Origin of the sequence: Amycolatopsis keratiniphila subsp. keratiniphila (assembly GCF_001620365.2) — a bacterium.
GTDB lineage: Bacteria > Actinomycetota > Actinomycetes > Mycobacteriales > Pseudonocardiaceae > Amycolatopsis > Amycolatopsis keratiniphila.
On record NZ_LQMT02000011.1, the window covers coordinates 52,181 to 64,058 of the forward strand.

General features: G+C 69.2%; 13 protein-coding genes. 6 read left to right on the plus strand and 7 right to left on the minus strand.

All coding sequences use genetic code 11. From position 1 onward, the window contains the following. Nucleotides 1-31: 31 nt before the first annotated feature. The 4 genes from AVR91_RS11175 to AVR91_RS11190 all read right to left on the minus strand — a co-directional run bounded on the left by AVR91_RS11175 (nucleotide 32) and on the right by AVR91_RS11190 (nucleotide 1,790). Entirely contained in the window at nucleotides 32-583 is a 552-nt protein-coding gene (locus tag AVR91_RS11175; RefSeq protein ID WP_063275770.1) for a M23 family metallopeptidase, read from the minus strand. A gap of 122 nt (nucleotides 584-705) precedes the next feature. Next, complete coding sequence (locus tag AVR91_RS11180; RefSeq protein WP_063275769.1) at nucleotides 706-1,146, minus strand: hypothetical protein; 441 nt, start codon at nucleotides 1,144-1,146, stop codon at nucleotides 706-708. A gap of 78 nt (nucleotides 1,147-1,224) precedes the next feature. Continuing rightward, nucleotides 1,225-1,506 (minus strand): hypothetical protein, encoded by a 282-nt coding sequence (locus AVR91_RS11185; RefSeq protein WP_063275768.1) that lies wholly within the window; start codon nucleotides 1,504-1,506, stop codon nucleotides 1,225-1,227. A 17-nt stretch (nucleotides 1,507-1,523) separates the two neighbouring features. Next, on the minus strand, nucleotides 1,524-1,790 hold the full coding sequence (locus AVR91_RS11190; RefSeq protein WP_063275767.1) for a hypothetical protein: 267 nt from the start codon (nucleotides 1,788-1,790) through the stop codon (nucleotides 1,524-1,526). Nucleotides 1,791-1,945: 155 nt separating this feature from the next. On the opposite strand from AVR91_RS11190, the gene AVR91_RS11195 reads away from it, so the two are divergent. Genes AVR91_RS11195 through AVR91_RS11205 form a run of 3 tightly spaced genes read left to right on the plus strand, consistent with a single transcriptional unit; the run spans nucleotide 1,946 to nucleotide 3,929 of the window. Further along, the gene (locus AVR91_RS11195; RefSeq protein ID WP_016331913.1) at nucleotides 1,946-2,368 is read left to right on the plus strand and encodes a helix-turn-helix domain-containing protein; all 423 of its coding nucleotides are present in this window, start codon (nucleotides 1,946-1,948) and stop codon (nucleotides 2,366-2,368) included. 2 nt (nucleotides 2,369-2,370) lie between these two features. Further along, nucleotides 2,371-2,853, plus strand: a complete 483-nt coding sequence (locus tag AVR91_RS11200) for an ImmA/IrrE family metallo-endopeptidase (RefSeq protein ID WP_063275766.1) — start codon at nucleotides 2,371-2,373, stop codon at nucleotides 2,851-2,853. Further along, the gene (locus tag AVR91_RS11205) at nucleotides 2,850-3,929 is read left to right on the plus strand and encodes an MAB_1171c family putative transporter (protein ID WP_063275765.1); all 1,080 of its coding nucleotides are present in this window, start codon (nucleotides 2,850-2,852) and stop codon (nucleotides 3,927-3,929) included. Before AVR91_RS11200 ends, AVR91_RS11205 begins: the two co-directional genes overlap by 4 nt. 235 nt (nucleotides 3,930-4,164) lie before the next feature. Here AVR91_RS11205 and AVR91_RS11210 read toward each other — a convergent pair whose 3' ends face one another. The 3 genes from AVR91_RS11210 to AVR91_RS11220 all read right to left on the minus strand — a co-directional run bounded on the left by AVR91_RS11210 (nucleotide 4,165) and on the right by AVR91_RS11220 (nucleotide 8,502). Then, a complete protein-coding gene (locus tag AVR91_RS11210) occupies nucleotides 4,165-5,436 on the minus strand; it encodes a hypothetical protein (protein ID WP_063273061.1) in 1,272 nt (423 codons plus the stop codon). A 172-nt stretch (nucleotides 5,437-5,608) separates the two neighbouring features. Further along, nucleotides 5,609-7,330 carry a tetratricopeptide repeat protein gene (locus AVR91_RS11215; protein ID WP_063273060.1) on the minus strand — a complete coding sequence of 574 codons (1,722 nt, stop codon included), beginning with the start codon at nucleotides 7,328-7,330 and terminating at the stop codon, nucleotides 5,609-5,611. After that, complete coding sequence (locus AVR91_RS11220; RefSeq protein WP_063273059.1) at nucleotides 7,327-8,502, minus strand: ATP-binding protein; 1,176 nt, start codon at nucleotides 8,500-8,502, stop codon at nucleotides 7,327-7,329. The genes AVR91_RS11215 and AVR91_RS11220 overlap by 4 nt, the downstream gene beginning before the upstream one ends. Nucleotides 8,503-8,655: 153 nt before the next feature. Here AVR91_RS11220 and AVR91_RS11225 point away from each other — a divergent pair, with 153 nt between their 5' ends. The 3 genes from AVR91_RS11225 (at nucleotide 8,656) to AVR91_RS11235 (ending at nucleotide 11,840) form a co-directional block, all read left to right on the plus strand. Beyond that, the gene (locus AVR91_RS11225) at nucleotides 8,656-9,699 is read left to right on the plus strand and encodes a DUF5925 domain-containing protein (RefSeq protein ID WP_228709182.1); all 1,044 of its coding nucleotides are present in this window, start codon (nucleotides 8,656-8,658) and stop codon (nucleotides 9,697-9,699) included. A 430-nt stretch (nucleotides 9,700-10,129) separates the two neighbouring features. Next, nucleotides 10,130-10,876 (plus strand): polysaccharide deacetylase family protein, encoded by a 747-nt coding sequence (locus AVR91_RS11230; protein ID WP_143253957.1) that lies wholly within the window; start codon nucleotides 10,130-10,132, stop codon nucleotides 10,874-10,876. Between the two features lie 196 nt (nucleotides 10,877-11,072). After that, nucleotides 11,073-11,840 (plus strand): class I SAM-dependent methyltransferase, encoded by a 768-nt coding sequence (locus tag AVR91_RS11235; RefSeq protein ID WP_063273057.1) that lies wholly within the window; start codon nucleotides 11,073-11,075, stop codon nucleotides 11,838-11,840. The last annotated feature ends 38 nt before the right edge of the window (nucleotides 11,841-11,878 follow it).

Consider the following 11,878-nt stretch of genomic DNA (forward strand, 5'->3'; position numbering starts at 1 on the left):
GCGCCACGGGTGTCCTGCCGGATACGCGGACTCAGGCCCTGGTGTTGACACTGACCGGGCGGGAACCGGTCGGCGGGGTCCAGCCCTGGAGGGTGGAGCGGATGCCGACGCGGGTGGAGCAGTTGATCACCTGGTAGTGCAGGTGATAGTCGGTGGCCGCGCCGGTCTTGCCCGACCAGCCGATGACCCGGCCCTGCGGGACCCAGGTGCCCGCGTCATAGATGGCGCGGTTCAGGTGGATGTACTGCGTGCAGGTGCCGTTGGAGTGCCGGATGATCACCTCGATGCCGTTCTGCCAGTACGGCGACCAGTCCGAGACGAGGATCTGGCCGCCCTGCGCCGCCGACACCTCGTAGTTGGCCGGGAGCGCGAAGTCCCAGGCGTATTCGTTGTAGGGGCCGGTGTGGGAGAAAGTGCCCTCAGGTGCCTGGGAGACGGTGTAGGCCTCGCCTGCCGGGTACGGCAGTTCGTAGTAGTGGTCCGCGGCCGAAGCCGTGGCCGACCCGGTGATCGTGACGCCCGCCGCCATCAGTACGGCGGCCGCCATCGTGACCAGCCTGCGCGGTAGTGCGTTTCCGCTCATATGCCCTCGCTTTCGTGCGTTCGACGCCCTGCCGTCGGCCGGGCGTCCCTGACTGAACAGGCAGGCCACGGCCCGGACAATGGTTTGTTCAGGGCTTGCGCGAAGGCGAGGATCGGGCTATTTCAGCGGCGGCCGGCGGCCAGGATGACGAGGAACTGGCCGCCGCCCGGCTCGACGGAGGCGGTCACCGGCAGCCCCGGCACGAGCCGGGAGAAGCGGTCCACCAGCCAGTCGGCCGCCTCTTGGGCATCCTGTTTCGTCGGGCAACGGGCCACCATTTCGCGGCCGCCCTTGCGCTCCAGCCGTCCGGCGACGGTGATCAGCGGCGCGGGTTCGACCACGTGCAGCCGGTCGGGCCAGGCGATGACCACCTTGACCGCTCCCTTGCGGGTGTTGCACCCGCGGTGCGCGAGCCGTTCGGCGATCTTGGCCTTCCGGTCCGCGGTGCGGCTGTCGACGCTCGGGCCACGCGGGTCGTTCACCGACATGTCCGGGTCGACCGGTTCGTCGCACACCCAGCATCGCCAGCCGTCGCGTTCGGCCACGTCGTCGAGGAGACTCACCCGGCCAACCTAGCTTGAAATCCGTGAAGGCCTCCTTGAGGGACCCAGAGTCCCTCAAGGAGGCCTTCACGGACATGCCTACTTCGTGCAGTGGATCCCGGCCTCACCGCGGTACATCACGAAGCTGATCTTCACCGAGTACAGGTGGATGATCACGCACTGGTCCTGCGTGTACCCGTAGGCGGAAGCGTGGTCGTAGGCCTGCTGCAACGCCGTCCGCTTGGCCGAGGCCGACGTCTTCTCCACGGTGGTCCCGAGGAACGCGCGGGTCTCCTCGGCGCTCGCCACCGACGGCGCGAGTGTCATGAGTCCCGCGAGGACCACGGCGGCTCCCGTGGTGCGGGCGATCGTCCTGTTCATGCTTTCCCCTCCTGGTTTCAGCGCTGGCAGTAGAGCCAGACGGTGGCGCTGTAGTAGCTGGTCTGTGACCGGACGTCGGAACTGCGGACGTAACACTGCGAGTCCAGCCAGCCCGTGTTGCGGGCGAAGGTGCGGGCGACCTTTTCCGCCGAGCTGATGGCGTCCGTCGGATACGGGCCGATGCCGGTGCCGTGGAAATTCCCGGTCTCCACGGCGAGCGCGGGCTGCGCCGACATGGTCACCGCGGCCACCACCAGTGCCGCCGCGGTCAGAAATTTCTTCATGAAAGATCCCCCTTCTGGTCGTCAGCCAGGATCGACTGACTCCCCTCGGTCATTCATCTCAGCTAACGTGGAAACCGTATGGCGACGGCCGTCCGGCTGTCAACCCAGATGAACGAAGTGCCACAGTTCATTCATTTCAGCTAACGGAGGTGAAGATGACCGAACCACGGGCGACCACGCTCACCGACCGGATCGACCGCCTCTTCCAGGTGGTCCGGCGGCCGAACGGTGAGCAGCACAGCCACGAGGAGGTGGCCCGCGCCTGCCGGGAGAGCACCGGCGAGTCGTTTTCCGCCGCCTACCTCTGGCAACTGCGGACCGGCCGCCGGGACAACCCGACCAAACGGCACCTCGAAGCGCTCGCGGCGTTCTTCCAGGTGCCGCCCGCGTACTTCTTCGACGACGAACAGGGGAGGGCCCTTGCCGAGGAGGTCGAATTGCTGGGAGCGTTGCGCAACAGCGCGGTGCGCAACCTGGCGTTGCGTGCGGTGACGCTGTCCGAGGAGGGGCTCGGCACCGTGACCGACATCGTCGAGGCGATCAAACGGCGCGAGTCCAAGCGTGACCAGGGGGAGTAGCCATGCTGGGCAGGAAGAGTGCGCTCTGGCGCAGATGTGAGCGCATCGCGGGCGGCGTGCGGCTGCCGGAGCCGTTCGACGTCACCACGTTGTTCGGCGAGGTCGCGGCGATGCGAGGGCGGCCCATCGAACTGGTGCCGCTCGCCGCGCGGCCGGGGGCGCCGTGCGGGGTGCTCGCGGCCACCGACCGGGCGGACTACGTGTTCTACACGCGGGACACGTCCCCGTTGCACCAGCGGCACATCCTGCTCCACGAACTCGGTCACCTGCTGTGCGGGCACGTCGAAGGCGAGGTGCGGCCGGAGACGATCGCGGAGATCGTCGCGCCGAGCCTGTCGGTGGACCTGGTCCGCCGGGTCCTCGGCCGCACCACCTACGCGCAGGAACAGGAGAAGGAAGCCGAACTGGTCGCGTCGCTGCTCATGCGCCGCGCCGCGCGCACCGGGCCGGAGAACGATCGGCTGCGCCACGCCCTCGGTTCATGATCAGCTATCTGTCCGCCGCGCTGCTGGCGTTGATCGGGCTCACCCGGCTGATGACGGTCCGCGCCGGGCCGAGGTACCTGGCCACGTTCTTCCTCAGCATGGCGGCGGGCCTCGCCGTCTCCGCGGAGGACACGGTCCGGCTGCTCGGCGACGAACTGCTCCCGCGGCTGGTCACCAACGCGCTGCAACTGCTCGCGATGCGCGCGCTGCTGCAACTGGTCCGCAGCACCCGGTCGCCGGAGAAGTCGACGCCGTTCTGGCCGATCGTGGTGTGCTGGGCCCTGATGGTGTTGTGCTACCTGGACTTCGCGCCGCATCGGCTCGAAGCGGGCACGTCCGGATTCCAATGGCGCTTCAGCATCGTGGCCTACCAGGTGATCCTGACGACGTACGCGGTCACGTGCCTGGTGCTGTTCATCCGTACGCTCGTCCGCAGCGCCGCGGGCCGTCCACGAGGCGCGTTCCGGACCGGTCTGCGGATCCTGATCTGTGCCGCCGTCGTCACCATCGGCTGGGCGCTGTTCTCCGGGCTTCCCTCGCTGTGGCTGGAGATCACCGACCTCGCGGACCTCGACTTCATGCCCCGCGCCCGCCTGGTCGGGCTCTGCGCGATGGTGTTGTGGGTGCTCGGCGGACTGTTCACCACCTGGGACGGCGCGCTCCGGCTAGCGCGCTCGTGGCGGAGGATCCGGGCGGTGACACCGTTGTGGAAGGAACTCGTCGCCGCCCACCCGCAGATCGCGCTGCCCGTGCGGCACGACCTCGAATTCACCTTGTACCGCAGGGTGATCGAGATCCGTGACGGCCTGCTGGCGTTGCGGGCACACGTCCCGCCGCATATCGGGGACTGGCTGCGCGTCCCGGTCGACGAGCCGACGCGCGCCGCCGCCGAACTCGCCGCGGCGCTGGTGATGCGGGAGGCGGGCCGGAGCTGGCCGGACAACCCGGCGGGCCCGCACCCCAGCGCGACGGACGAAAGTGCCTGGCTGGGCGCGGTCTCGTCCGCGTTCACGCGGTCCCGTGTGGTGCGGGAGGTCCGTGAACGCGCGCTGGCGGAGGCCGGGCGGCCGTCCTGACGGCCGAGTTCCAGCGTCGCGTTGTGCAGCGACGAGTACAGCGGGTCGGAAGTGAAGTCCGGCCCGGTCTCATCGCCGAGGTCGACGAAGGGTTCCAGCGAGCGGCCGTGCCTGTCGCGGGGCGCCTCGTCCAGCCGGAAACCGGTGTGGTGCGAGAGTTCAGTACGGCCAGCGACGTCGCCTGCGGCTGAGCGCCTCCTGTCGTGTCCGCGGGCCGGCCGCGGACACGACAGGATCAGTGCAGGGTGATCCTGTCGAAAGGCCACGCGTGGTGCGGCAAGCCGGGCGGGCCGCCCTCGGTGCGCTTGGCGTCGGGATCGATCGTCTCTGGCCAGGAGTACTGGTCGAGGCTGTAGGCGATCTCGGGCTGCGGGCCGGTCGTGACCGGTGCTCCGCCGAGATCCAGCCGAGGCGTGGAAAGGCTCACCGCGTAGGCCGGAAGCAAGGTGACCGGGTCGAGGAAGTACCTCTTCTTGAAGCCTTGGTAGACGCCGATGTTGATGCTGTAGGGATGATCGAACGGGCTCTTTCCCGTTTGGGCGAACGCGGCGTTGAGGAAGGCGGTGCCCTTCCTGTCGTTCATACCGTCGGGCTGGGGCACCAGGGTCACGTCGAGCCGGACGTATTTCTTGCCGTCCTTACCGCTTACGGCTTCGGGACGGGTGACCTGGATGAGATCCGGCACCTGGTCCAGGTATGAAAGGAACTTGTCGGTCTCCTGCGGCGAAAGCCCGTAGGGTGCCAGGCCGTCGGTGACGCGGTTGTTGGCCACCAGTTTGCCGGGTTTCATCCGGTCCGGGCAGTTGCTCGCCGGAGGGTTCTCCACCACCTTCCACGTGGCCTCGCGGTCTCCGGACGACGCTTGGTGGTAAGTGCCTTCGCGGGCGGGGCCGGAGGACGAACCGACGCACCGGAAGATCAAGTAGGTGTCGAGCGTGTCGTCCGCGTTGATCTTGGCGTCGTCCCGGGTGAACTCCCTGGTGCGCCAGTCGATGGCCGAGCGGATCACGGAGTGGGCCGCCGGGTAGGACTTCTCGTACTCGTCGATCGACTGATACCAGCGGTTGACCGAGTCGGTGACCGGTTGCCGCGCTTGCCGTTTGAGCGTGACCCACAACAGCGTCCGGGGATCCACGCCGCCGAGCTGCTGCTCGGACAATTCCGTACCGGGCGCCACGCCGGGCAGATCCTCCGGATACTTCCTGGGCTCACGGGCGGGAATGTTGACCGCGTACCTTATGGGGTCGGTCACCGAGCCCGAGCCGATATCTCCCGAAACCCCTCCTCGCGCGGGCGGCGACATCCACCCGCGAACGACTGCCGTGCCGACGAAGCCGAGCACACCGACGAGGACGATCGCGAGCGTGATCTTCAGGCCACGGCGCCGTTTCTTCGGCGGAACCGGCATCGGGAAACCCGGGCCGGGCGGCGGCACGAAGCCCTGATGCGGATGGTGATTCGGCGGGCCGTAGCCGCCCTGCGGCGGCGGTGGATAGCGTCCGTTCATGGTCCCCGTTCCTCCCCTGACGGCTGAACACTTCTGGAGCGACGGCCATTCTGCCTGGTCATGATCATGGAAGGTGCACCGTGTCGGGATCGTGGTCGTGGGCTGAAGGCTCCCTTCACCGCGTCTGATGCGATGAAAGGAGCCTTCACCACCTGCCAGGGGAGACCGATGCTCACGCACCAGTGACGTAGATCCGGGCGATCCTCCCGTCCGCCCAGCACAAGCAGAGCCGATGCCCGGCGAAGTGGTAGACGACCGTGGCTTCGCCGTTGGCACGGTTCACCCAGCTGTCGTGCGGAACGGCCCCATGTGCCCGTACGTAGGTATCGACGGACCCACGATGCCCGCCGAGGTCGAGCCCGGAGATCAGCCGGTCCGCGTCCGGGCAGATTGCGACATCGACACTGACCTTCGTCACCAGCCCGTCGAGCGCCTCGATGTAGACGCCGTCGGCGCTCGGCTCGTCGGGGACCAGCTCGCTCCGCCGGACGGTCGAGCCGGGGAAGAGCCGCCGAAGTTCCGCGTAGGCGGGGGAGTCCTCAGGCTCGCCCAGCGCGGCGCACATCGTGACGACGACACCGGTCAGTGGCGTCCCGGGGGCTGGAAGATGCTCGGCCGTGGGCTCTTCGGTCTTCAGCGGTGCCGGCCGCGGGTCCTGCCCGCCGAAGCCCGCCACCCGGTCCCATATCCAGTCGGCCATCGAGTCGGCGACGGGCTCGTCGGGCTGTCCTGCCCGGCGTTTCACCAGCTTCCCGAACGCGACGGCGACCAGGTAGGCCCCGGCGTCGTCGGTCATCACCTGCTCCCAGACCTCTTTCTCGGGCCAGTCGGGGTGCGCCGCCCGGTCGGCTTCGATCTCGGCGTCCATGGCGAGGATTTCGGCCGCCGACATCAGGCGGAACGACTCGGTCCAGCCCCAGGTGGCGCCGGAGCCGGGCGGCTGGCCGTCGTGCCAGGTGAGCAGATCCCTCGCGGCCATGGAGCCGACCTTGTCCTCACCCTCGGCCAGATCCGAGGCCGAGGCTCCCGGCCGAAGGGTGGCGCGCAGTTCGGCGGGCATCACCGCGTCCAGTGCCGCCAGCGCGGAGGCCAGGTCGATGCCCAGCTTCAGGTCGCGGATCTGCTGCCAAGCCATTTCGAGTGCGCCGGTGGCTTGGATGTCCCCCAGGCTGATGTCGTCGCCGCGCGCCTTTTCGACGATCCGCAGCATCGTCCGCGCGGTATCCACCAGGGTCTGCAACAGGTCGTCGGTCGGGTCCTCGCGCAGCAGCCGGAGACCGAGTTGTTCGGCGTCGTCGAACCGGTACTGCGCCAGGTAGGCGTAGCCGAGCAGCGTGGCGACCCAGGAGTCGGCCACGTTGGTCCGGATGGCCTCCTCGGCGGCGGGAACGAACCGTTCGGGTGGTGCGCAGGTGCCCAGCAGGTACTCCGCGCGTTTCGCCAGTGCCTTGGGGAGGTGATCCGGCCTCGTCCGCGCGCAGAGCGCTACCGCCTCGTCGAGTTGCCGCCACCCGGCCTCGTGCTCCCCGGCGCAGGCTTGGGCGTGGCCCAGTTGCATCCAGTCGTCCCAGTCCTCGTGGTTCTGGCCCAGTACGGTGTGCGCCCACCGCAACGCCTCGTCGTGGTTGTACTCTCCCGATTCCAGATGCCGGAGCGCACGAGCCGCCCAGATGAACTGGTTGTCGCGGCGACCGGCAACCCGGAGATAGAGGCGCCGGGCCTCGTCCGGGTCACCGCAGGACTCGCGGTGATAGGCGAGCACCATCGACGCGCTGCTCCGCTCCGGCTCGGCCGCGAGCACCCGCAGCGCCAGTTCGGGGATCTTGGGATGCGTCGGCTGTGCCTCGAGGAGTTCCCAGGCCAGGTCGAGGTCCCGCTCGACGGTGTCGCTCATCGCATGCCCCGCTTCACCCGATACGCCCGGAGCTGGTCGAAGGTGCCGTCGTCGACGCCGAACTCGAGCACCGGCGCCACCTGGTCGAACCAGGAGGTCGTGGACGGGGTGATCCCGCCGACGGCGGCCAACAGCGCGCCGGTGGTGACCGGCACCAGCTCGCCCTTGCTCATCGACTCGACCATCGCCTGCTGCAGCACGGTGGTCGTCAGGTGGCTGAGATCGGCACCGGAGAATCCTTCGGTCGCCGCCGCGACGGCCACGACATCGACGTCGTCGGCGGGTTTGCCGTCCAGCGCGCCTTGGACGATCGCCGCCCTGGCGACCGCGTCCGGCGGCAGCACCAGCACCGTCTTGTCGATCCGGCCCGGCCTGCGCAGCGCGGAGTCGATGTCCCACGGCCGGTTCGTCGCGGCAAGGAAGTAGACCCCGTCGTTCGCGCCCGCCACGCCGTCGAGCTCCTCCAGCAGCTGCGTGACGAGCATCCGCATCGACTGCGACCCGCCGCCACCGGAGGTGCGCCGTCCGCCGAGCGCGTCGAATTCGTCGAAGAAGATCACGCACGGTGCCGCGGCGCGCGCGTGGCGGAACACGCTCTGGATCGCCTTCTCGCTTTCCCCGATCCATTTGCTGAGCAGGTCCGCGAGGGTCACGTGGATGAAGGACGCGCCGAGATCGCCGGCGATCGCCCTGGCGATGAACGTCTTGCCGCAGCCGGGCGGGCCGTACATCAGCAGCGATCCACCAGGTTTCTGCCCGAACGCCGCCGCCAGTTCGGGATTGCGCAGCGGAGTGAGGAAAGCGGTGTTCAGGTGCTGCTTGACCTCGGCGAGCCCCACGACGTCGGCCAGCGTCACCGCCGGGCGCTCGGTGTCCCACAGCGACGCCGAAGCCGAGGGACTCGTGTCGTGACGGTCCTCATCGGACGGAGCCGCCACGACCTCGGCGGGCGGTGGGGCCGACGTCCGCAACCGCGCCGCCATCAGCCGGGCGCGCAGCAGGCGGATCCGCGCCGGGTCGCCGCCGTGTGCCTCGAAGGCCGCCAGTTCGACGGCGGCGCGGTCCGGGTCCTGCTCCAGCAGCAGCGTGACGAAGTCCTCGCGCAGCGCCAGATTGCCGGGGTCGGCCTCTACCTCACGGGCGATCACTTCGATGAAGCCGTCATCGCTCACCGCGAACCTCCTTCCGCGAATGGTCCAGTGTCCGACCAGAGACAATCATCCCGGCGATCGCGGCGGACAGGCGGTCCGGCGAAGATCCCTGTCAGGGGTGAATCGGGGGCGGTCCCCGATGTGCGCCGGCCTCGCAGGCTGGACCGTGATGGGGTGACAGCAAGGACAACGGAATTACCCCAGCCTCTCGACCGTTCGATGTTCTTCGGTGGCAACGCGCCGATGGAAGGCGTGCTGAACACGCTGGCGATGGAACCTTTCATCACCGGGGCGAAACCGCACTCGCGGGCCGCCGAAATCACCGAGGTCTCGCCGGACGCGACGCTGCTGCCCCCGGGAGTCACCGCGGATCTGACGTACGAACTGGACGGACGGCGCTCGCATGTCGCGTCCGGTCCGGAGTGGACACTCGTCGCGCTGCGCCGCCGCGCCGGCGCCGCGACCGTATGCGTCTGCGCCACTTCCGGCGAGCTGGCGGACGAGGTGCTCGCGGCCGCGGTCGGCAGCGCGCGGACGGGAACGCCGGGTGAATCGACCGTGCCGGTCGGATTCTGGCACGTGCAGGGCTGCGGTGGTGCCGGGGTGCGCGCGCCGAGGACGATGGATTTGCCGCCGTGGCAAGCGATCCGCGGCAACTACCCGCGGTCGGCGGTGACCGCGCTCGACACGCTCATGGCGGTGCGCCCGCAGGACGTCACCGGCAGGCTGATCCTCCTCCACGGCCCCGCGGGTACCGGCAAGACGACCGCCGTCCGCGCGCTCGCGCACGAATGGCGGGATTGGTGCCAGGTCGACAACGTCCTCGACCCCGAGGTCCTGTTCGCCGATCCGGGCTATCTGACCTCGGTGGTGCTCGGCGAAGAGCGGGCGGACAACCGGAAATGGCGGCTGCTGATCCTCGAGGACTGCGACGAACTCGTCGGCGCGGACGCGAAACGCGACTCCGGGCAGGCCCTGTCCCGGCTGCTCAACCTGACCGACGGACTGCTCGGCCAGGGCCTGGACATCCTGGTGTGCCTGACCACGAACGAGAACGTCGCGCGGCTGCATCCGGCGGTGGTCCGGCCGGGCCGTTGCCTCGCGGAGATCGAGGTCGGCCCGCTGCCGCGAGACGAGGCGGCCACTTGGCTGGGCGAGGACATCGACGCCGAAGGAGCCACGCTGGCCGAGCTGTATCGCCTGCGAGCGGCGGTCTAGCCGTTTCGCCGGATTCCCGGGCGGCGTGCTGTTAGGGTCCGCGACATGCGGGTGTGGCTGTGCGGGCTGGTCGTGGGCGTGGTCGCGCTGCTCGGCGCGTGTTCCGGGGGCGGGGCGGGACGCGGTCAGGTGGTGTCCCCGGCGACGCCCACGACACCGTCCACGACGACATCCCCGACGACGACCGGCTCGGTGAAGACGACGACGCAGACCCCGGCGACCACCACCACCACGACCCGGGACACGCCGCACACCACGCGGACCACGACCTACCGTTCGCCGGCGACCCCGAAGCGCTACACGGCCCCGCACCGTCCGCCCACCCGCAGACGCTGACGTCCCGGTCGCTTCCACGCGAAGATCGCCGTGTGCCAGGGCTGACCGGCGAAGCTGCTTCCGTCGTGACGGGCGATCGGCCAAGGTTCGGCGTATGCGCGTCCTTCCTGTTTCGCCGCGTGCCCGCAAGGCCGTGGTGCTCGGCCTCATCACCGCGGTCGTACTGGCGGCGTCGGCCTACGGCCTCGATCGGCTGGTCAACGCCCGGACCTTCCAGTTCTACGGCGGCCTGACCCACCGGGTCGAGGTACCGGACAAGGTCGTGGCCCTCACCTTCGACGACGGGCCCGACCCGGCGGGCACCGGGGAACTCCTCGACGGCCTGGCCAAAGCCGGGGTGCCCGCCACCTTCTACCTGACCGGCCGGGAACTGGAGCGGCATCCGGAGCTCGGCACGCGGATCGCCGCCGCAGGCCACGAACTCGGCAACCACTCCTACTCCCACGAGCGGATGGTCTTCGTGTCGGCCGAAACGGTGGCAAGCGAGATCGAGCGGACCGACGCGCTGATCCGCCGCACCGGCTACCGCGGCGAGATCACGTTCCGCCCGCCCAACGGCAAGAAGCTGCTGGCCCTGCCGCGTTATCTCGCCGAACATCGGCGGCGGACGATCATGTGGGACGTCGAACCGGACTCCTACCCCGAGGTGGCCGCCAGCGCCTCCGGTATCGCCGAGCACACCGCGGACCACGTCCGGCCGGGCTCGATCGTCCTGTTGCACGGGATGTACTCGAGCCGGACCACGACCAGACAGGCGGTGATCCCGCTGGTCGAGCGGTTACGCGGGCTCGGCTATCGGTTCGTCACGGTGTCGCGGCTGTTGGCCCAGCGGCCGGGATGACCGCCTCCGGCCAATCGAAGTCGCACACCTTGGTGGTTCCGCCGCCCGCATTGTTGCGGCACATCCAATGCCGCGGGGTTCCGTCGACCGTCATCTGCACCCGGGCCACGGTGCAGGGGCCATTCGAACCACATACACGTCATTCCGTAGAGGACCGCTACGGTTGCCGTGCGGGACCGGCCACCCAGGGGGACGAATGAGCGAGACGTTGGACGAGACCGTCGCGGGCATCATGGCCGGGGTCAGTACGACGATCGCCGACGGCGACAGCATGTTCGCGGGCAACAACACCGCGCACTACATGAGCGTGTCCAGGGACGCGCTGCGGGCGGTGCTCGCCGCGTTGCAGGTCACGGGACGGCCGGAACCGAAGCGGGTCTTGGACTTCGGGTGTGGTTACGGCAGGGTGATGCGTTCGCTGCGGGCCGCCTTCCCGGCGGCGGAGCTGGTCGCGTGCGACATGGACCCGGCGGCGCTGGCCAGTTGCGCGGAGGCGTTCGGCGCGCGGGCGGTGATCGGCGCCCCCGACGTCGACGACATCGAGCAGGTGACCGACGTGGACCTGCTGTGGTGCGGTTCGGTGCTGACTCATCTCGATGCCCCGAACTGGGGCCCGCTGCTGCGCTACTTCTCCCGCGCGCTGGCTCCCGGTGGCGTCGCGGTGGTCACCACCCACGGCCGCCGGATGGCGATGCGCGCCGAAGCGGGCAAGGACTACGGGCTGGACACGCGTGCCACCGACCGCATGCTCGCCGCGTACAAGGCCTGCGGGTTCGGCTACAACGACTACGCGGGCAACGACGGCTACGGCATCTCGCTCAGCTCACCCGGCTGGGCGGTGCAGCGCGCGCTGGAGGCGCCGGGCCTGCGTCTCGCCGGGTACGACGAGGCCGCGTGGGATCGCCATCAGGACGTGATGGTGCTGGTGAAGGACGCCCACGAGATCCTGAAGTCCGACCTTTAAACCCCTACCCCGTATCGGCTGTCCGTGAAGGCCTCCTT